Source organism: Pseudomonas sp. SC3(2021), assembly GCF_019856535.1.
GTDB classification, from domain to species: domain Bacteria; phylum Pseudomonadota; class Gammaproteobacteria; order Pseudomonadales; family Pseudomonadaceae; genus Aquipseudomonas; species Aquipseudomonas monsensis.
The window spans coordinates 1713267-1732517 of sequence record NZ_CP082236.1; the positions used below are offsets into that span (position 1 = coordinate 1713267).

At 61.7% G+C, this 19251-nt stretch carries 14 protein-coding genes and 1 pseudogene; 12 read left to right on the forward strand and 3 right to left on the reverse strand.

Going from position 1 to position 19251, the window contains the following annotated elements; genetic code table 11:
• Positions 1-137: 137 nt before the first annotated feature.
• Positions 138-1469 (reverse strand): annotated as a pseudogene (locus K5Y35_RS07515) (glycosyltransferase family 4 protein); the annotation flags it as partial.
• 595 nt (positions 1470-2064) lie between these two features.
• On the opposite strand from K5Y35_RS07515, the gene K5Y35_RS07520 reads away from it, so the two are divergent.
• From K5Y35_RS07520 to K5Y35_RS07550, 7 genes are all read left to right on the forward strand, one after another.
• Positions 2065-3639: a glycosyltransferase gene (locus tag K5Y35_RS07520; RefSeq protein ID WP_261991309.1), complete on the forward strand. Its 1575-nt coding sequence runs from the start codon at positions 2065-2067 to the stop codon at positions 3637-3639.
• On the forward strand, positions 3633-4937 hold the full coding sequence (locus tag K5Y35_RS07525) for a glycosyltransferase (RefSeq protein WP_222833998.1): 1305 nt from the start codon (positions 3633-3635) through the stop codon (positions 4935-4937). The genes K5Y35_RS07520 and K5Y35_RS07525 overlap by 7 nt, the downstream gene beginning before the upstream one ends.
• On the forward strand, positions 4934-5854 hold the full coding sequence (locus K5Y35_RS07530) for a class I SAM-dependent methyltransferase (RefSeq protein ID WP_222833999.1): 921 nt from the start codon (positions 4934-4936) through the stop codon (positions 5852-5854). The genes K5Y35_RS07525 and K5Y35_RS07530 overlap by 4 nt, the downstream gene beginning before the upstream one ends.
• Positions 5844-6083: a hypothetical protein gene (locus K5Y35_RS07535; protein ID WP_148050937.1), complete on the forward strand. Its 240-nt coding sequence runs from the start codon at positions 5844-5846 to the stop codon at positions 6081-6083. Before K5Y35_RS07530 ends, K5Y35_RS07535 begins: the two co-directional genes overlap by 11 nt.
• The gene (locus tag K5Y35_RS07540) at positions 6077-6910 is read left to right on the forward strand and encodes a class I SAM-dependent methyltransferase (protein ID WP_222834000.1); all 834 of its coding nucleotides are present in this window, start codon (positions 6077-6079) and stop codon (positions 6908-6910) included. The genes K5Y35_RS07535 and K5Y35_RS07540 overlap by 7 nt, the downstream gene beginning before the upstream one ends.
• 73 nt (positions 6911-6983) lie before the next feature.
• The gene (locus K5Y35_RS07545; protein ID WP_222834001.1) at positions 6984-8180 is read left to right on the forward strand and encodes a DUF3142 domain-containing protein; all 1197 of its coding nucleotides are present in this window, start codon (positions 6984-6986) and stop codon (positions 8178-8180) included.
• Complete coding sequence (locus tag K5Y35_RS07550; protein ID WP_222834002.1) at positions 8167-10302, forward strand: hypothetical protein; 2136 nt, start codon at positions 8167-8169, stop codon at positions 10300-10302. Before K5Y35_RS07545 ends, K5Y35_RS07550 begins: the two co-directional genes overlap by 14 nt.
• On the opposite strand, the gene K5Y35_RS07555 is transcribed toward K5Y35_RS07550, so the two are convergent.
• Complete coding sequence (locus K5Y35_RS07555) at positions 10299-10928, reverse strand: LysE family translocator (RefSeq protein WP_123470054.1); 630 nt, start codon at positions 10926-10928, stop codon at positions 10299-10301. The two genes, K5Y35_RS07550 and K5Y35_RS07555, sit on opposite strands and share 4 nt — an antisense overlap.
• Before the next feature lie 144 nt (positions 10929-11072).
• On the opposite strand from K5Y35_RS07555, the gene K5Y35_RS07560 reads away from it, so the two are divergent.
• Complete coding sequence (locus K5Y35_RS07560; protein WP_123470052.1) at positions 11073-11546, forward strand: Lrp/AsnC family transcriptional regulator; 474 nt, start codon at positions 11073-11075, stop codon at positions 11544-11546.
• A 94-nt stretch (positions 11547-11640) separates the two neighbouring features.
• On the opposite strand, the gene lpdA is transcribed toward K5Y35_RS07560, so the two are convergent.
• Entirely contained in the window at positions 11641-13041 is a 1401-nt protein-coding gene (lpdA, locus tag K5Y35_RS07565; protein ID WP_222834003.1) for a dihydrolipoyl dehydrogenase, read from the reverse strand.
• A 210-nt stretch (positions 13042-13251) separates the two neighbouring features.
• Here lpdA and hflK (K5Y35_RS07570) point away from each other — a divergent pair, with 210 nt between their 5' ends.
• Genes hflK (K5Y35_RS07570) through K5Y35_RS07585 form a run of 4 tightly spaced genes read left to right on the forward strand, consistent with a single transcriptional unit; the run spans position 13252 to position 19212 of the window.
• Positions 13252-15213, forward strand: a complete 1962-nt coding sequence (hflK, locus tag K5Y35_RS07570) for a protease modulator HflK (RefSeq protein ID WP_222834004.1) — start codon at positions 13252-13254, stop codon at positions 15211-15213.
• A complete protein-coding gene (gene hflC / locus K5Y35_RS07575; RefSeq protein WP_222834005.1) occupies positions 15210-16250 on the forward strand; it encodes a protease modulator HflC in 1041 nt (346 codons plus the stop codon). The genes hflK (K5Y35_RS07570) and hflC overlap by 4 nt, the downstream gene beginning before the upstream one ends.
• Entirely contained in the window at positions 16247-17308 is a 1062-nt protein-coding gene (gene hflK / locus K5Y35_RS07580; RefSeq protein ID WP_186743815.1) for a protease modulator HflK, read from the forward strand. Before hflC ends, hflK (K5Y35_RS07580) begins: the two co-directional genes overlap by 4 nt.
• Complete coding sequence (locus K5Y35_RS07585; RefSeq protein WP_222834006.1) at positions 17305-19212, forward strand: heavy metal translocating P-type ATPase; 1908 nt, start codon at positions 17305-17307, stop codon at positions 19210-19212. Before hflK (K5Y35_RS07580) ends, K5Y35_RS07585 begins: the two co-directional genes overlap by 4 nt.
• Positions 19213-19251 lie beyond the last annotated feature (39 nt).

Sequence of the window (19251 nt, forward strand, 5' to 3'; positions counted from 1 at the left end):
GACGCGATGAAACGCTTTCACCAGTGGTGTGATGCCGACCCCGAGACGGCTGGGCGGAGCATTGGGTATTCAGGTTTCAGCGGCAGCGTGGCTGCCGACTCACCGCCATCCGCCGCGATGGCGCTGCCGAGTGCTGCCGGTACCTTCAGCACACGGTGTGCACTGCGCTCGACCAATTGCTGACTGGCCTGGCGCCAATCGATCCAGCGCCAGTCGCGGACATCGCGGCTGGCAGGGAACTGGCCGCTGCGTTCAAAGGTAATGATCAGCTCTGTGAGGCTACGCGGATCACGCAGGTCAAAATAGGCCATGAACTCGCCGCCAATCTCGCGGAATACCGGGATGTCACTGCCCATCGCCGGCAAGCCACGCTGCATGGCCTCCACCAGTGGCAAGCCAAACCCTTCGACAACCGAAGGGAATACCAGGGAGCTGGCATGAGCGTAGGCATGCTCCAGGCTGGTGTCGCTCAGGTTGTTGAACATGAACAGACGCTGGTTCAATTGCGGGTGGTTGCGAATACGGGCGAGCAACTCGTCGCACTTCCAGCCGACGTGCCCGGCGATGCACAGCCTGGCCTTGGAGCCGTTGGCCCAGGCGCGCTCGAAAGCGTTCAGCAGGTAAGCGTGGTTCTTGCGCGGCTCGATGGTACTGACCATCAGGAAGACGGGCTCGGCACTCTCGAATACCCGTTGCAACGCAGGATCGACGGCGGCGTCCGAACTGCGCAGGTCCAGCTCCGAACCCAAATGGAAATAGTCGAACCAGCGCTTTTCGCTCTGCTCGGTGCCGATCCGGCGCTGCAGTTCTTCACGCACTTCATCGCGTACGGTGGCGGAAATCGCCATGTAGCCGTCAGCCGTGCGGCAGATCCAGTCGAACCACTCACTGAACACCTGCGCCGGTCGTGATTCATAGAAATGCGGGTGCTTGAGCGGGATCAGGTCGTAAATCACTGCAATGAGGCCGACGCCTTCACGTTTGAGTTTTTCGACGTGGGGGAAGAAATCCGAATGCCAGGAGGAGTCGAGCAGCACCAATTGATCGTCCGGTTGGTGTTGCAACGGGGTGCAGCGCTTGAGCAACTGGAACCGGCTTATGCGCCGGAACACCCGCATCGGCACACTGAACGCGGCGAATGCAGTGGCACGATAGCCGACATACAGCAGCCGTCGCGCCAGCTTCGATGTGCATTGCGCATCAAGCCGTTGCTGCCATTGCCAGAAGCGATGGGCCAGCCGTTCCAGACGATCGCCAAAGGTTGCCAGGGCGTTGAACACCGGCGTGTCCAGAGGCGCCAGGCGCGTGACCCGATACAGCTGACCATTGAGCAAGATCACCGGCATGCACTCGACACCGTCCGTGCTCGGCGGCAGCTTGTTGATGACGTTGCGTACCACCCGCTGAATGCCGGAATTGAGCTTGGGGTGGTTGAAAACGTGGGTGCATTCCACCAGTAGTCGAGTCATGGGGCGCGCTCCGTGATGGCCAAATCGACGCTGCGGATAATCGGTGTCCATTCCGATGTCGCGGTCTCGCCAGCCGGAAACGCTTGCAGCGGCAGTCGATCCGGGGCGGTTTGCCGCTGACGGGTTCGCAGGTGTTGTTCGAGGAGTCCCCCGGGACCGGCGATGAACAGGCAATTTTTCAACAGCGACCCCTTGGCCGTTAACTTTCGCCACTTCCTACAGGTTTCAAAGGAAGGTCTGTCAGACCGAAGGCAACAGTCGATCAGACGACAGGCGAAACAGTTGTTGTAGTTGTTTGTGAGCAATCTGTGCCAATTGCACAACAATTTCAACAGGGCAAACCGTGACCGGTCAGTTCTCGATAGCGTAGACCGATTTATTCGTGGCGCATGGTTCACGAACCCTCGACGGATGTGTTTAGAATGCCCTTCGTCACGATTACCCGGGTCCTTTGGGCAAGTCGTGCAAAGAGTTGAAACTGACCACTAAAACAAGAACAAGACGGGACCGAAGGCGTATGACGGACACCGATCCGATCGACGTTTGGCCGTCATAGTTTGAGGCTGCCGGGATGGCAGTTTCATCGTGGAACGCCATGAATTTCATTCTTTATTCGGATATCAACGACAGCTCCATCAGCCAGAATCCGGCTCAGCCTGATTCCAGTGACTTGCTACTGAAGGCCTATCGTCCGCTGCTTGAAACACTCGGGCGCGTTCACATCGTGCATTCTGTCGCCGCGGTCGATCCGCTCTACCGACAGTTGCTCAGCGCTGGCCAGGACAGCGTTTGCCTCTCGTTCAACCCCCCGCAGACAACGCCCTTCGATCTCGAGTGCCCGACCGTTTGTGTGGTCGCCTGGGAGTACGACTCGATCCCCGACGAACAGTGGGACAACGATCCGCTGCAGGACTGGACGCGCATGCTGGCGAAACACGGGCGGGTGATCACCCTGTCCAGCCACGCGGCCGCCGCGATCCGTCGCTCAATGGGCGACGCGTTCCCGGTGCTGGTGTTGCCGGCCCCCCTGTGGGAAAGCTTTGCGGCGATCCGCGAGGAGCACGCGAGCACACCGGTCAATGCCGGCACGACGTTGACGGTCAAAGGTTGCATCTTCGATTCTCGGCTTATGGACCTGCACCCGGATAAGCTGCTGCCGGAACCGCTCACCGCGGAGGAACAGGCGGAAATCGAGGCCCGACTGGAAGCTTCACGCCCACCGCCGCTGACCTTGAAGCGCCGCTATGTGATTGCCCGGCATTTCCTGCGCCTGTGGCTGCTGAATCTGGGCCACGAGCAGACGCCACCGGTGCCACGGGTGAGATTCCTGCAGAACTGGTACTGGGAAGGACTGCACGATCTGCTGCCGGAGCGGCTGCATGACTGGCTCGGTAAACGCTTGCCCACTATCGCCGGCCCGATACCGGTGCCTGTGGTCGCTCCTGCGCCACGGGAACTGCCGGATACCTCGGTAGAGGTCCAGACCCACATTGACGGGGTGGTCTATGTGTCGTCGTTCAGCCCTACGGACGGCCACAAAAACTGGATACAGATCCTTACCGCTTTTTGCGCGGCATTTCGCGACACGCCCGACGCAACACTGGTGATGCGCTTGACCCAGAGCGATCTGACGGATGTCTACGAGCACTTGATAACCCCGATGGCGCAACTGGCACCGTATGCGTGCCGAGTAATACTGATCGTGGGCGATCTGGATGATCGTGAACATGCCCGGCTTTATCAGGCCGCGAGTTTTTACGTCAACGCCTCGCATTGCGAAGGTGTGTGCCTGCCGCTGATGTCGTTCATGGCCTGCGGCAAACCGGTGATCGCGCCCGATCACACGGCAATGCAAGACTACATCGACGAGTCCGTGGCGTTCGTGGTCGGCTCCAGTCTGGAAGTGAGCAACTGGCCACATGATCCGCGTGGGCTGCATCGTGCGCGACGTTACCGACCGGACTGGGGCTCGCTGAAAAAGGCCTACGAAGACAGCTACCGGATGGCCACCACGCAGCCGCAGGATTATCAGCACATGGCACTGGCGGCGGCCGAGCGCATGCGCAACTACTGCGCGGTGCCCGCCTTGCAGGAACGCGTCGCGGACTTTTTCGGACTGGCGTCACACGCCGGCAACGTTGCCCAGGTTACGGATAACGCCTCATGCTGATCATCATCCATTCGGAAACCAACCAGCACACCATCAACCGCAACCTTGGCCGGTCGGAATACAGCTATTACTTCGTGCTCAAGGAGTATCGGCCTGTGCTGGAACGCCTCGGACGGGTGGTCGAGGTTGCTGATCCGGTCGCTGAAGTCGATGCGTTGTACGCGGACTGCCATGCCCGTGGCGAGCCCTGCGTGTTCCTGTCGTTCTCGCCCCCGCATCGCACCCCGGTGCATCTGGCCTGCCCGACGTTGCCGGTGTTCGCCTGGGAATTCAGCACCATCCCCAACGAACCGTTCAACGGTGATCCGTTGAACGACTGGCGCACCGTGCTCAATGCCTGCGGCGCCGCGATCACTCATTCCAGCTACACGGTCAATGCCGTGCGCGAAGCAATGGACGCCGATTACCCGATCGTCGCCGTGCCTGCACCGGTCTGGGATCGGTTTGCCGCGCGGGGCGTGCAGTTGCAGGGGCAGCCTGTCGTCGACGCCGTGCGGTTGAAAATCAAGGGACTGGTCGTCGACAGCCGCAAGCTCGATCTGAATGCTTTTGGTCCGGTGCGCCTGCGCCGCGGCAAGGGCATTGATTTTCAGGCGCCGGTCACCGAGCAAACGTTATTGCTTGAAGGCGTGGTGTACACCTCGGTGTTCAACCCTCGCGACGGGCGCAAGAACTGGGAAGACATGATCAGTGCCTTCTGCGCGACGTTCCGTGACAACGAAGACGCGACGCTGGTGCTCAAGCTCACCCACCACGATGCCGAAGAAGCCCTCACCGACATCCTTCATCACTTGTACAAGAATCAGTCTTATCGCTGCCGTATCGTGCTGATCTATGGCTACCTGGCAGACGCGGATTACGAGCGTCTGGTGCAGGCGACCCGCTATGTCGTCAACACGTCCTACGGTGAAGGCCAGTGCCTGCCGCTGATGGAGTTCATGTCCTGCGGCAAACCGGCAGTGGCGCCGTGCACGACGGCGATGATCGACTATCTGAGTGCCGATAACGCTTTCCTGATTGCGGCAACGGAGGATTTGACCACCTGGCCACACGATCCACGCTCGGCTTACCGCACGCTGCGCTATGCCACCCAATGGTCTTCGATTTGTGCGGCGTACCGCGCCAGCTATGAGGTGGCCAAAAACGATCCACAGCGCTATGCGTTGATGTCGGCGCAAGCGGTGGAGAGTTTGCGAGGTTTTTGCAGTCAGGCCGTGGCGGAGCAGCGGTTGCAGGTATTTTTTGCGCAACTGTTCGAGCGGCACGCCGAACGGGCTATTGAGGCGACCGGAGCATGATTCGCCGATTGCTTCGGCGTTTGCTCGGCGCACCATCGGCGCCCTCGGTTGAACCTGTTGTCGAGCCGGTGGCTGAGCCGACAACTGAACCGCCACCGCTGTTCACCTGGTCGCCGCGCGATGTCGGCTTCCATGACGCGGTACTCGATGGCTGGTTTCTCAATGACAGCGGCGAATTGCTCAAAGGCTTTGCCATTACGCCGGACGACACCTTGCTCGACGTCGGCTGTGGCGAGGGCGGCGCGACGTTGTTCGCGGTACGCAAGGGGGCCTCGGTGATTTTCACTGACAGCGAACACGACAAAGTGCGTGATCTGGCCCGTCAGGTTGAAGCTCAGAGCTCCCGGCCCGGATTGGGTCTTGTCAGTAATAGCCTGCCATTGCCTCTGGTTGATGGCTGCGCGAGCAAAGTGGTGTGCCTGGAAGTGATGGAGCACGTCGACGAGCCTGAGCCGTTCATGGCCGAACTGGTGCGCATGGGGCGCCCCGGTGCGTTGTATCTGCTCAGCGTACCGGCACCGGTTGGCGAGCATTTGCAAAAAGGCATCGCCCCCGAAAATTACTACCAGACGCCGAACCATGTGCATATCTTCACCCCGGAGCGCTTTGCAGCAATGGTCGAAGACGCGGGGCTGGTCATCGAGCATCGGCAGGCCAGCGGATTCTTCTGGGTGATGGGCATGATTTTCTTCTGGGCCAGCGAAAAGGCTGCCGGCAAGGATCCGGGGGGTGCGGTGCGCGATCGCATTCATGCGCCGTATCCACCGTTGATGGAAGGCTGGGCCCGAACCTGGGATGAGTTGCTGCAACGACCCGACGGACTCGCGGTCAAGCAAGTGCTCGACCAGTTCATGCCCAAGAGCCAGGTGATCATTGCCCGTAAACCCCTGGATACCGGGTTGCCCGATGAGCGCTGAACGAATGCTGGACATCATGGTGCCGCGCGCCAGTTGCGCCTACCTCACCGCCCGTAGTCCGACTCGCGCGCTGCGAGGTGGCCGCAACCGTCAGGAATCCTGGCGGATGCTCAGTGAACACAACGATCGCATTATCGAACTGCCCCTGCATTACCGTGGCGTTGCACGGGGCGAACGCCTCGGCACTTGCCGAACCGCCGTCCTATCCTCTGGAGCCACCTCATGCTGAGACTGTTGAAGAAACTCACGGCGACGACGCCTGTTCCAGCCCCGGCAGAGCCTGTCGCGGCGCCCGCCGCGAAGGCCGACTCGTACGCGCTCGGCCTGCACGATGCGGTGCTCAGCGGCTGGTTCAACCAGCAGACCGACGAGCTGTTCAAGGGCTTTGTGGTGTCGGCCGATGACACCGTGCTCGATGTCGGCTGCGGCGATGGCGGCAACGTGCATTTCTGCGGCATGCGCGGGGCGAAGATCATCATTGCCGACATTGATGGCGCCAAGGTCGAAGCCACCCGTCAGCGCCTGAGCGACACTCCGGCGCGCGACATCGAGTGCCACGTGACCGACTGCAACCCGCTGCCGATTGCCGACGCCACTGCCACGCGCGTGGTGTCCACCGAAGTCATCGAACACGTCGACGACCCTGCACAGTTCCTCGCTGAGCTGGTGCGCGTCGGCAGACCGGGCGCGCTGTACCTGTTGAGTGTGCCGCACCCCAGTTCCGAAGACCTGCAAAAGGACATCGCCGCGCCTGAGTACTTCCAGAAACCCAACCACATACGCGTCATCAGCGAAGATCAGTTCAAGGCGATGGTCAACGAGGCCGGGCTGGAAATCATCAGCCACAGCCAGTACGGTTTTTACTGGTCGCTGTGGATGCTGCTGTTCTGGGAAGCCAAGGTCGATTTGAGCGATCCGGATCATCCGCTGCTCAATCACTGGGCCAATACCTGGCAAGCCGTACTGGACTCGCCGCGCGGTTTGCAGATCAAGCAAGCGCTGGATGCGGTGGTGGCGAAAAGTCAGGTCATCATTGCCCGCAAGCCTGTTGCCTGATTAAGGTGGCGGCAACATCGGGTTGTATTTTTGGCGAGGGAACTTGCTCCCTCGCCACAGGATTGTTCACGGCATGCTGTTTTTTGTTCGTCAGCTGACATTAGCGGTCGCTGTATTACTGTTCGCCGGCTGCAAGCCGCAGGCCTCATTGCCGCTCGATCAGCAGCTCTACGTCTGGCAACGCCAGTGGACGTCGGCCCATGACCCTGCATTGCGTGACAGCCGTGCGGACTTCTCGACCTTGCGCGTGCTGGCCTTGCAGGCTTTTCCGAATGCAGGATGGAGCCGGGCGCGTATCGATCCGCAGGTGTTGAAGCGCGATGGTCGGCCATTGATCGCGGTCATGCGTCTCGACGGACAACTCCAGTCGCTGGACCAGGCGCAGGTCACGGCACAGATTCTCCAGGTCATCGCTGACTGGCAGGCACAAGGCCTGACCCTGAGCGGCATCGAGGTCGATCACGATGCCGGCAACGCGCGGCTGCCGGCGTACGCGCAATTCCTCAAGCATCTGCGCGCTGCGTTGCCGCCCTCTCTGCCATTGAGCATCACTGCGCTGCCCGCCTGGCTCGACAGCGGGCAATTGGCGACGCTGTTGCAAACCGTCGACAGCAGTGTGCTGCAAGTGCACGCAGTGAGCGATCCGCGACGCGGTCTGTTTGATCCCGATCAGGCGCTGCAATGGGCCAGGGCCTGGGCGCGGATCACCGATAAACCGTTCTATCTGGCACTCCCAGCCTACGGCGTGGCATTGCTGCCGGATGAGGGCGGTGCGCCGCTGGTGGAGAGTGAGGTGCCGCTCGAGCGCGGAGGTCAGCGTCAGGAGCTGCTTGCCGATCCCCAGCAACTGAGCCAACTGGGCAACACATTGCGTGAGGATCCTCCGGCCCATCTGGCCGGGCTGATCTGGTTTCGCCTGCCGCTGGCCAACGACCGCCGTGCCTGGAGTCTGACCACGTTGCGCGCCGTTGCCCGAGGCGATGCCTTGAACAGTCAGTTGGGCCTGACGCTCAGCGAAACCGACGGACTCTACGACCTCACACTCGATAACCCCGGTAACCTCGACAGCGCCTGGCCCGCGCGTATCACGGTGAAAGCGCGGGATTGCGAAGGCGCCGATGCGCTGGCCGGTTATGCATTGCAACAAAGCCCGGATCTGCTTACCTTCACCCGCCTGCGCGACGGCCGATTGCCGGCAGGCGCACAACGCGCCATCGGTTGGGCTCGTTGCGCACATATTGATCAAGGAGGTTCGCATGTTGACCCGTAACTGGCCCCGCCATTTGCTCTGCCTGAGTCTCAGCCTGCCGCTGGGTTCGGCGTTGGCCTGCGGCCCGGACTTCCCGCTGCGTCTGCTCGACAATCGCGGGCAGACCCTGGCCGATCTGCCGGAGGGCAACTTCAACTTCGAGATCAGCCGCCTCGGCAAAACCATCGCCGGGCTGAAAAACGCCACGGCCGCGACGCGTAATCCCGATGATCTGTACGGCGATGAGAGCGCAGCTGCTGCGGCGCGGGAGACCGCCGAGCAGGCCGGTCTGAGCGCCGAACAGCAAGCGCTGGTCAAACAGTTGCGTGGCTTGAGTGATGCGCGTCAGGCCGAGGCGCAGGGCGCCAGTCTGCCGCCGGAAATACGTTTGTATGTGGCTGGCGCCGTGGCATTTGCCACGGGCAATCATCCATTGGCGGTCGAGTACTTCGACAAGCTGCTGGCGCTGCCGGCCGATCAACGTCCGTTGCGCAGCACCTGGGCTGCGTACTCGTTGGGGCGTACCTGGTTTGCCATGAGCACCGAGGCGGGGGAAGCGCCAGAGGCGCTGGAACAATCGCGCGATGCCTTCCGCCAAGCCCGGCAACTGAGCATCGACGGCTTCAGCGACCCGCTGGAACTTGGGGTCGCCAGCCTCGGCGAAGAGGCGCGCGTGTTGCGCACCGCCGGCGACTGGAGTGGCGCGATCGAACTGTATGAAGCGCAAAACCTGCACGGCTCGGCCGTCGGGTATACCTCTCTGAAGCAATTGATGAATGAGCTGGCCGAACTGCCCGAGGCTGAGCTGGCGGATTTGCTCCAGCGCAAAGCCGTGCAGCAATTGGTCACGGCTTCTCTGGTCAGCCGTCTTGGCTGGTCGTTTGGCGATGAACCGCCGAACGAGAAAAAACTCGTGAAGCTGCTGCAGGACACTACCCGAGGCAGCCTGGAAAATGCCGATCGGCTGGCAGCGATGAGTTATCAACAGGGCGATTACGCCAGCGCCAAGGCCTTTCTTGAAAATGCCGGGGACGGCGGTCTGGCGTGGTGGTTACGGGCCAAACTGGCGGTGCGTGACGGTGATAAGACTGGCGCTGCCGCCGCTTATGCGAAAGCCGCGCAAGCCTTCCCGCAGACCGAAGACTGGGGCTATCGACGCACGCCAGACTGGGCGTTTGAAACCGTTCAGCCGAAATGCCGGGTCGAGGGCGAAAGCGCGATTCTCGCCTTGCAGCGTGGCGAATACCTGCAAGCCTTCGTGCAGTTGTATCGCAGCAACAGCACCTATTGGTTTGACGCTGCGACCGTGGCCGAACGTGTGCTGACGGTGGAAGAATTAAAGCGGTACGTGGATGAAAACGTGCCGGCCCCAGCGGCGCGAACCCAGCAGGAACGCGACAACTACGTGCCGCTGCCGGTCGCCGCCAGCCTGCGCAATCTGCTTGGCCGACGCTTGTTGCGTGAAGGGCATTACGCCGACGCGGTGGCTTATTTCGACAACCCCGATCTGCAGAACAAGGCCCGTCTCTACGGTGAGCAACGGCTGAAGGCCGATGCCGCGTGGTGGCCGACCAAACGCGCCAGTGCGCTGTACAACGCGGCGTGGACCGCCCGTGAGTGGGGCATGGACATCCTCGGATACGAGATGGCGCCGGACTACGCCACGTTCGGGGGCAATTACAGCCTGGAATCCGTCGAGCTGAACGTCGGCCCGCTGGTGTCCGAAGCCGAAGTGCAGCGCCAGAAGGCCAGCGAAGCACAACCGGATCAGCGTTATCACTACCGGTTTGTCGCCACCGCGCTGGCCAGTCGCGCCGCCGACAACCTGCCGCACACCAGTCAGGCGTTTGCCGCCGTGTTGTGCTCGGCCGCAGGCTGGAACAGCAGCCTGGAAGAGCAGAGCGCGTTATATCAGCGCTACGTGAAGGAAGGTCCGTACGTGCCCTGGGCGGTGGATTTTGGCCATCAGTGCCCGTATCCGGATTTTGAAAACGCCGACAAACGTTACGTCACCCAGGTCACCGATGCCGTGCGCACAACGCTGCGACCCTACAAATGGCCAGTGATCGGTGTCCTCGGGCTGGGCAGCGCCGCCGCGTTGTTGTTGATCAGCCGTCGCCGTCGCAAGACGCCCGACGTCTAAGCCTGTTGCACAAACGTCAGGCGCACCGCGAAGCCGATCAACAGGCTGCCGAACAGCCACTGTTGAACGCGTTGCGCCATCGGGCTGTGTTGCAGCCAGCGGCCCAGGGCGGCGCCGGTCAGGGCATAAGCACTGTCGAACAGCAGGCCGATGCCGACCAGCAGGGCGCCGAGCACGGCGAATTGGGTCAGCACCGGTGCGCCTTCGGCGACGATGAATTGCGGCAACAGCACTGAGCAGAACAGCAACGCTTTCGGGTTGAGCAGGTTGGTCAGCACACCGCGCCGGATCGCTTCACGCCATTGCCCGGGCATCCCGGCAACGTCGCCGGTATTCAGGTTCGGCACCAGCGTGCTGCGCAGGCACTGGATACCGATCCACAGCAGATACGCCGCGCCGGCCAGCCGTACCACTTCGAATGTCCACGGCGCGGCCTTGAACAGCGCCGCCAGCCCCAACGCCGCCAATGCCACGTGACAACCGCGGGCAATTGCCAGGCCTGTCGCTGTCGCCAGTGCCGCCCCGCGACCCTGCCGGGCCCCGGTTTGCAGCAGCAGGATCATGTCCGGGCCGGGCAACAGATAGACCACCGCCAAAGCCAGAAAAAACAGCCAGAGACTCGCCACCTCACACCCCTTTCGTTGTCGATTCGGTGAGCCAAGTCTAGAGCGCAAGGGCGGGGCAGGTGCTTGCGAAGTCCGCTTCAAAAGCCTGCAGGTTTGGCATAACCTGCTGGTTTTCAGCGGCTTTACTCTCGGAATCTGCCAAATATGAAACTGGACGCCTTTGATCGCAAGATTCTCGCCGCCCTGCAACGTAACGGACGCCTGAGCAACGTCGAGCTGGCCGACGAAATCGGCCTGTCGGCATCGCCTTGTCTGCGTCGGGTGCGGATGCTGGAGGAGGCCGGCGTGATTCGCGGTTACCAGGCCAATCTGGATCGCGATGAAGTGGGGCTGGGTCTGACGGTGTTTGTCGGGGTCAAGGTCGAGCGGCACAACGACGCACAGGCCGAGGCTTTTTATGAAGCGGTCACCGCGTTACCGGAAGTGATTTCCGCGTTTCTCGTTTCCGGTGAATCGGATTTTCTCTTGCAGGTGGTGGTGCCGGATCTGCGCGCGTATGACCGCTTTCTCAGCGGGTGTCTGTTGAAGTTGCCGGGGGTGAGCGACATTCGCAGCAACTTTGCGATTCACACGGTGAAGACGCCGGGGGCGTTGCCATTGGGGCATCTTCCGGATTGAGGTTGGCCTTCATTGCCAACAGGCTGGCCCCCACATTGGAACGCGGTCAAAGGTGGGATCCAGCCTGCCGGCGATAACGGTTTCTCTGCCTTGATTACATCTGCGTCGCCATCCCCTCGACATTCATTGCTGCCTGGCGCAACGCTTCGGAGCGCGTCGGGTGCGGATGACACGTCAGCGCAATGTCCTGCGCCGAAGCGCTGAACTCCATTGCCACACAGAATTCGCCGATCATTTCGCTCACGCTCGGGCCGACCAGATGCACCCCGAGAACTTCGTCCGTGCGTTCGTCAGCGAGGACTTTGGCAAAGCCTTCAGTCTCGTGGTTGATCTTCGCCCGGCTGTTGGCGGTAAACGGAAACTTGCCGACTTTGTAAGCGCGACCTTCGGCCTTGAGCTGCTCTTCAGTCTTGCCGACGCTGGCCAGTTCCGGCTTGGTGTAGATCACGTTGGGGATCAGGTCGTAGTTGACCTCGCCGGCCTTGCCGTGGATCTGCTCGACGCAGGCCATCGCTTCATCTTCGGCCTTGTGCGCAAGCATCGGCCCCGACGTGACGTCGCCGATCACCCACACGCCGGGCGCTTCGGTGCGGTGTTGTCTGTTGGCGAGCATGCCGCGTTTATCGGTGCTCAGCCCCACGTTTTCCAGACCCAGGCCCTGGGTGTACGGACGACGCCCGATGGCCACCAGCACGTAGTCGGCTTCCAGCAACTCAGCGCTGCCGCCGGCCGCCGGCTCGACGCTAAGCTGCACACCGCTGGCTGACGAGGTAGCGCTGGTGACTTTCGAACTCAACTTGAAGGCGATCCCTTGTTTGCTCAGCGAACGCTGCAGGGTTTTGCCGGCCTCGGCATCGACTCCGGGGCAGATGCGATCGAGGTATTCGACCACGGTGACCTGCGCGCCCAGACGCCGCCACACCGACCCCAGTTCGAGGCCGATGACCCCGGCGCCGATCACCACCAGATGGTTGGGTACTTCGCTCAGCGACAGGGCGCCGGTGGAATCCAGAATGCGTTGGTTGTCGATCTCCACGCCGGGCAGGGGAGTGGGCTCGGAGCCGGTGGCGATGATGATGTCCTTGGCGGTCAGTTCGACCTTGCTGCCCTGATCGTTGGTCACGCTGACTTTGCCCGGGCCGTCGATATGGCCCCAGCCCTTGATCCAGTCGACCTTGTTTTTGCGAAAGAGAAACTCGATGCCTTTGGTCAGGCCGCTCACGCTTTCGTCTTTCTGCTTCATCATCTGCGCCAGATTCAGCGTGGGTCTGACCTCGATGCCGAGGTTGGCGAATTCCGCACCCATTGCTGCGTCATACAGCTCCGAAGCATGCAGCAGCGCTTTGGAAGGCATGCAGCCGACATTCAGGCAGGTGCCGCCCAAGGTCGCGCGACCTTCGACGCAAGCGGCTTTGAGACCCAACTGGCCAGCGCGGATCGCCGCGTTATAACCACCGGGGCCGCCGCCCAGAATCACTACGTCATAGTTGCTCATGCGCTTGCTCCTGCTTGATGGATGCGGATGCTAAAAGTAGTCGGCGAAGAAAATTACGAACGTAATATGTGCGTTTATGGACATTTCGGTCAAGGCTTCAGGCAAGCGACAGGTTGGAAATCTTTAGATAAATGCAATTGTGTACGAATATTTCACGATTATCGTTATATCGTAACGATATGCGCAGTGAACCAATGATTTCGGGGTGTTATGCAAGTCGATCTGGAAGTTGAAGGCACGCCAGTGACCGGATTGCCGCGCTTTCAGCAGGCGGCGATGCAAGGTCGGCGATTACGGCGCTGGGCGATCGGCCTTGGCGGCTTGGCCGGGGCCGGGTGGGTGTTGGCGTTTTTTGTCGGGTTGTTCGCGCCGCAGTCGTTGTGGCTGCCGCTGTTGGTCAACCAGAGTGCGGCGTTGCTGGTGCTGGTCGCTGGTTTGCAATCGGCGTGGTGGGTGGCGCGATGGCGTGAGCGGGTGATGACGCCTCTGGCGTCGAATCCTCCAACAGTGGAAGAACCGTCTGCTGCGCAGGGATGGTACGAGCAGCTGTTGGAACGCGTGAGTCAGCGCAGTTTGCATTGGCTTGGCCAGATCGGTGCGGCGACGTTGTGGCTGGGTGGCTGGGCGTTGTTGGTGTTGCTTGGCATCGAGCAGGCATGGAACCTCGCGCGACCGGCTGCGGCGGTGGGTTTGTCTGCTACCGTTGGCGCGGTGATGGCGTTGTTGCTGGCCTTCGCCTTGCTGGTACTGGAGCGGCACCTGGCACAAGAGAGTCCGGCGCAATGGCCAGAAGCGGGCTCGCTGGCGCAACTGACGCGGGTGGTGATTATCACTCTGGTGCTGGGCGCACTGTGTTTACTGTTCGCCAGCGAGAGTGCCGTGTGGCCGGTTCGCGTGGCCGTACTGACTGGAATCTTGCCGGGACTGGTCGCGATCGAGCTGTTATTGCGCGCCGTATTGTCACTATTCAGTCCTCGTCGCGAGCAACTCGAGCCGACCCTGCTGGCGCGCACTTTTAGCGCCGATCTGCTGCGTTGGCCGCCACAACCGTTACTCGCGTTGCAGCACGAGTTGCACAACCGTTTCGGCATCGATCTGCGCCAGATCTGGGCGTTCAGCTACATGCGCCGCGCATTTCTGCCTGTGCTGGCGCTGGTTGTGGGACTCGGCTGGCTGCTGACCGGCATTCATGAAATTCCGTTGCAAGGTCGTGGGATCTACGAGCGTTTCGGCAAACCGGTGCAGGTGTTCGCTCCTGGGTTGCACGTTGGTTTGCCGTGGCCGCTGGGACGGGTGCTGAACGTGGAAAACGGCGTCGTCCACGAACTGGCGACCAGCGTCGGCGAAAACCCGGCGCCGGTTCAGCCCGATCCTGCCGAAGGCCCGGCCCCCATGACGGCCAATCGTCTGTGGGACGCCAGTCACGTCAACGACAAGTCTCAGGTGATTGCCAGCAGCCGCGGCGAGCAGCAGAGCTTCCAGATCGTCAACATGGACGTGCGGTTTGTCTATCGCATTGGCCTGAGTGACCAGGCGGCATTGGCGGCGACCTATAACAGTGCCGATGTCCCGACGTTGATCCGCAGCACGGCCAGCCGGATTCTGGTGCACGATTTCGCTTCGCGCACGCTCGACGGTTTGCTCGGTACCGATCGGGTAGGGCTGGGCGATCAGATTGGACGCGCGGTGCAAAACGATCTGCAAAAGCTCGACAGCGGGGTGGAGATTCTTGCCACGGTGGTTGAAGCCATTCATCCGCCGGCCGGTGCGGCCAACGCGTATCACAGCGTGCAAGCAGCGCAGATTGGCGCGCAGGCGTTAATCGCCCGTGAGCGGGGAGCGGCGGCTGAAGCGAGTAATCAGGCGCAGTTGCAGGCCAGCCTCGCCCGCGACCAGGCCAGCGCCAATGCGCGCGAAATCAATGCTTCGGCGCAGGCCGCAGACCTGAAATTCACTGCCGAGCAAAAAGCCTACGCCAGCGCCGGCCAGGCGTTTGTTCTGGAGCAATACCTCAGTCAGCTCAGCCAAGGCTTGAGCAAAGCCAAATTGCTGGTGCTCGACCATCGTCTGGGTGGCAGCAGCAATGCGCCGACCATCGACTTGCGTACGTTTACGCTGCCGGCTGATCCATCGCCCGCGCGCACCACCGCTCAACCAGGAGTTGCCCATTGAGCCAGTCGCACACTCACGATCACCATGACCACGGCGGCCACGATCACGGCCACGGCGGGCATCACCATCATCATGGCCATCACCATCACGGTGCGCCGGAAGAAGCGGGGCCGTTCCCCTGGCGACGCATGGCTTGGGCGGCATTGCTGGTGGCGTTTGCCATCGCGGCGGCGAGTCTGGTGCAAGTGCGCTCGGGCGAGGCCACGGTCATCACCCGGTTCGGTAATCCGTCGCGTGTGCTGCTCGATCCGGGTTTGAGCTGGCGTTGGCCGGCGCCGTTTGAAGCGGCGATCCCGGTGGACCTGCGTCTGCGCACCACCTCCAGCGGCTTGCAGGATGTCGGCACGCGCGACGGTTTGCGCATCATCGTTCAGGCTTACGTGGCGTGGCAGGTGCAGGGCGATCCGGACAATGTGCAACGTTTCATGCGCGCTGTGCAGAACCAGCCGGATGAAGCGGCACGGCAGATTCGCACGTTCGTGGGCTCGGCGCTGGAAACCACCGCCAGCAGTTTTGACCTGGCGAACCTGGTCAACACCGACGCCAGTCAGGTGCATATCGCTGATTTCGAGGCGCAACTGCGTCAGCAGATCGATCAGCAATTGCTCGCCACTTATGGTGTGCGCGTGGTGCAGGTGGGCATCGAGCGCTTGACCTTGCCGTCGGTGACGCTTACCGCCACGGTGGATCGCATGCGCGCCGAGCGTGAAACCATTGCCACTGAGCGCACGGCGATCGGCAAACGCGAAGCGGCGCAAATCCGTTCTGCGGCCGAGCGCGATGCGCGCATTGTGCAGGCGGACGCCACGGTAAAAGCCGCTGATATTGAAGCGCAATCGCGGGTTGAAGCTGCACAGATCTATGGCCGCGCCTATGCCGGGTCGCCGCAGCTGTATAACTTGCTGCGCTCGCTGGACACCCTTGGCACCATTGTTTCACCGGACACCAAACTGATTCTGCGCACCGACGCCGCCCCCTTCCGCGTATTGGTTGACGGCCCGCCCAGCGTCGACAGCAAATTCGGATCGCAGCCATGAGTGAAGAAGTTCCACGTGGAACACATGCGCTGAACAGTCCGTGGATTCAGGCAGGGCGCTTGGCGTTTTTCGCCCTGTATGCGGTGACATTGCTGGCCGCCCTGGCCTGGGCATTTTCCAATGTGCGGCAGATCGATCCGCAGAATCGCGCGGTGGTTTTGCATTTCGGTGCGCTGGATCGCATTCAGAATGCCGGTCTGTTGTTGGCCTGGCCGCAGCCATTTGAACAAGTGGTTTTGCTGCCGGCAGCGGACCGCGTGATCGAGCGCCGGATTGGCAACCTGCTGCGCAGCGCTGAGGCGGTGAAGGCAGATCGAGTCGCCTCGTTTGCGGTGCCGATCAGTGATGCGCTCGCCGGATCCGGATACCTGTTGACCGGTGATGCCGGTGTCGTGCAACTGGATGTGCGGGTTTTTTATAAGGTCACCGACCCCTATGACTTCGTGCTTCAGGGCGAACATGTGCTTCCGGCACTGGATCGCCTGGTCACGCGCAGTGCCGTGGCACTCACCGCCGCACGGGATCTGGACACCATTCTGGTCGCTCGTCCGGAGTTGATCGGCGCCGACAACCAGGCCGCCGAACGTCGCGAACGACTGCGCGGCGATCTGGTGCAAGGCATCAACAAACGCCTGGCCGAGCTTAAGGCGGGTGGGCAGGGCATCGGTATCGAGGTGGCGCGGGTCGATGTGCAATCGAGTCTGCCCGATCCGGCGGTCAGTGCCTTCAATGCGGTGTTGACCGCCAGTCAGCAGGCCGACAAGGCTGTGGCGAATGCACGTACTGATGCGGAAAAACTCACTCAGGCGGCCAATGAACAGGCCGACCGCGCGCTGCAAGTTGCACACGCTCAAGCCGGCGAGCGACTCGCCAAAGCCTCCGCCGATACCGCCACCGTATCGAGTCTGGCCAAAGCCCAACAGCAGGGCACTGACCCGCAGATGCTGTTGCGTCTGTATCGCGAACGCATGCCGAAAATTCTCGGTCAGGCTGGATCCGTGACCACGGTCGATCCGAAGGACGATTCCCGTCTGATCATTCAGGGAGCCGCAAAATGACCGCGACTACCGCTGCACCGAGCCTGTTGTCCTCGGCTGAACAACGCCGCGCCGCGCGGCAATTGACCTTGGCAATGCTCGCCTTGGGGCTGCTCGGCCTCGGTTTGATCTGGCGCTGGTTGAGCCCTGAGCAAACCGGCGTCAGCCAGTTGCTGCTCGGTTTCGCTTCTTTATTGGTTGCCGTGCCGGTGATGCGCTCGGCGTGGTTCAGCCTGCGTTACCCGAGTCTGCACGGCATCACCGATCAGTTGATTGCCTTGGCGATGCTCGGCGCCTGGGCGACCGGTGATCTGCTGACCGCAGCATTGCTGCCGATCATCATGATCTTCGGTCATGTGTTGGAGGAGCGCAGTGTCATCGGTTCCCAGGAAGCGATTCATGCGCTTGGCCAGTTGACCCGCAGCCATGCCCGCAAGGTTCAGGCCGACGGAACGATCATCGAAGTCGACAACGGCTCGCTCACATCCGGTGACACGGTCGAAGTGCGTGCCGGTGACCGTGTACCGGCAGACGGGCGGGTGTTGTCCGGCCAGGCCAGTCTCGACACAGCGTCGATTACCGGTGAGTCGGTGCCGGTAGAAGCGGGCGTCGGCATGACGGTGTTTGGTGGTGCGATCAACCTCGACGGTCTGCTGCGCATCGAAGTGACGCGCACCGGCGGTGAATCGACCCTCGGCAAAGTCATCGCGCTGATGCAAAACGCCGAGCGTTCGAAACCCCCGATCACCCGTTTGCTGGAGCGTTATGCCGGCAGCTACATGGTGCTGGTGTTGTTGTTGGCAGCGGTGACCTGGTTCATCACGCACAACGCGCAAGCGATGCTCGCGGTACTGGTGGCGGCGTGTCCCTGTGCCCTGGTGTTGTCGGCGCCGGCCACGGCGATTGCCGGTGTGGCGGTGGCGGCACGCCACGGGATTCTGATCCGCAGTTCGGCGTTCCTCGAAGAGTTGGCCGATCTGACGTCGCTGGTGGTCGACAAGACCGGCACGCTGACATACGGCACGTTGCGCTTGCAGTCGATCGACAAGCCGCGTGCCGACGCATCCATCGTTATGGCGTTGGCCGCAAGCCTCGGCGCGGCGAGCAGTCATCCGGTCAGTCGCGCGCTCGCCGGGCTGGTCAGTCAGGAAGAATGCCTGGCGCTGACGGATATCCACGAACGCCAGGGCCTCGGTGTGGTGGCGATGACCGCGCAGGGCGAAGCGGCACTCGGCCGTCCGGAGTTGTTTGCTCAACTGGGCATCACCACCACGGCCATTCCCGAGCACGATGGCCCGATCGCGGGCCTGGCCTTGAACGGTGAATTCCTCGCCTGGTTGCTGCTGGCCGATAGCGTCAAACCGGAAGCGCGCTTTGCCCTCGGTGAATTGCGCGACTTGGGTCTGGGCCGGCAACTGTTGTTGACGGGTGACCGGCAAAGCGTCGCCCACGCCCTGGCCAGGGAGGTGGGCCTGCACGAGGTTGAAGCGCAGGCGTTGCCCGAAGACAAACTCAATTGCGTGCTCAAGGAGATCGACAACGGTTTCCGGCCGATGGTGGTTGGCGACGGTATCAACGATTCGCTGGCCCTCAAGGCGGGCGTGGTGGGCGTTGCGATGGGGGCGGGTGGTGCCGATATCGCATTGGCCTCGGCGGATATTGTGCTGATCGGCAGTGACCTGCGTCGACTGGGGACTTGCGTGCGCCTGAGTCGGCAGTGCCGGCGAACCCTGCAAGTGAATGTGATCATCGGTCTGGGCTGGACGCTGGCCATCGTCGTGTTCGCTGCATTCGGCTGGCTGGGCGCCGCCGGAGCGATGATTGCCGCGCTGCTGCATAACCTCAGCACATTGCTGGTGCTGGGCAATGCCGGTCGTTTGTTGCGCTTTCAGGAGCCGCTGCTCAAGCTCAAGGAAGATGCCTGAAATTATTTTTTTCAGCCTCTGTAACGCCACAAGGGTAGG

Excerpts from the sequence above, each read along its gene's own strand:
- K5Y35_RS07540 (WP_222834000.1), top strand. The coding sequence starts at position 6,077 with ATGCTGAGACTGTTGAAGAAACTCACGGCGACGACGCCTGTTCCAGCC.
- K5Y35_RS07550 (WP_222834002.1), top strand. The coding sequence starts at position 8,167 with ATGTTGACCCGTAACTGGCCCCGCCATTTGCTCTGCCTGAGTCTCAGC.
- K5Y35_RS07520 (WP_261991309.1), top strand. The coding sequence starts at position 2,065 with ATGAATTTCATTCTTTATTCGGATATCAACGACAGCTCCATCAGCCAG.
- lpdA (WP_222834003.1), bottom strand. The coding sequence starts at position 13,041 with ATGAGCAACTATGACGTAGTGATTCTGGGCGGCGGCCCCGGTGGTTAT.
- hflK (WP_186743815.1), top strand. The coding sequence starts at position 16,247 with ATGAGTGAAGAAGTTCCACGTGGAACACATGCGCTGAACAGTCCGTGG.
- K5Y35_RS07545 (WP_222834001.1), top strand. The coding sequence starts at position 6,984 with ATGCTGTTTTTTGTTCGTCAGCTGACATTAGCGGTCGCTGTATTACTG.
- K5Y35_RS07560 (WP_123470052.1), top strand. The coding sequence starts at position 11,073 with ATGAAACTGGACGCCTTTGATCGCAAGATTCTCGCCGCCCTGCAACGT.
- K5Y35_RS07530 (WP_222833999.1), top strand. The coding sequence starts at position 4,934 with ATGATTCGCCGATTGCTTCGGCGTTTGCTCGGCGCACCATCGGCGCCC.
- K5Y35_RS07585 (WP_222834006.1), top strand. The coding sequence starts at position 17,305 with ATGACCGCGACTACCGCTGCACCGAGCCTGTTGTCCTCGGCTGAACAA.
- K5Y35_RS07535 (WP_148050937.1), top strand. The coding sequence starts at position 5,844 with ATGAGCGCTGAACGAATGCTGGACATCATGGTGCCGCGCGCCAGTTGC.
- K5Y35_RS07525 (WP_222833998.1), top strand. The coding sequence starts at position 3,633 with ATGCTGATCATCATCCATTCGGAAACCAACCAGCACACCATCAACCGC.
- hflK (WP_222834004.1), top strand. The coding sequence starts at position 13,252 with ATGCAAGTCGATCTGGAAGTTGAAGGCACGCCAGTGACCGGATTGCCG.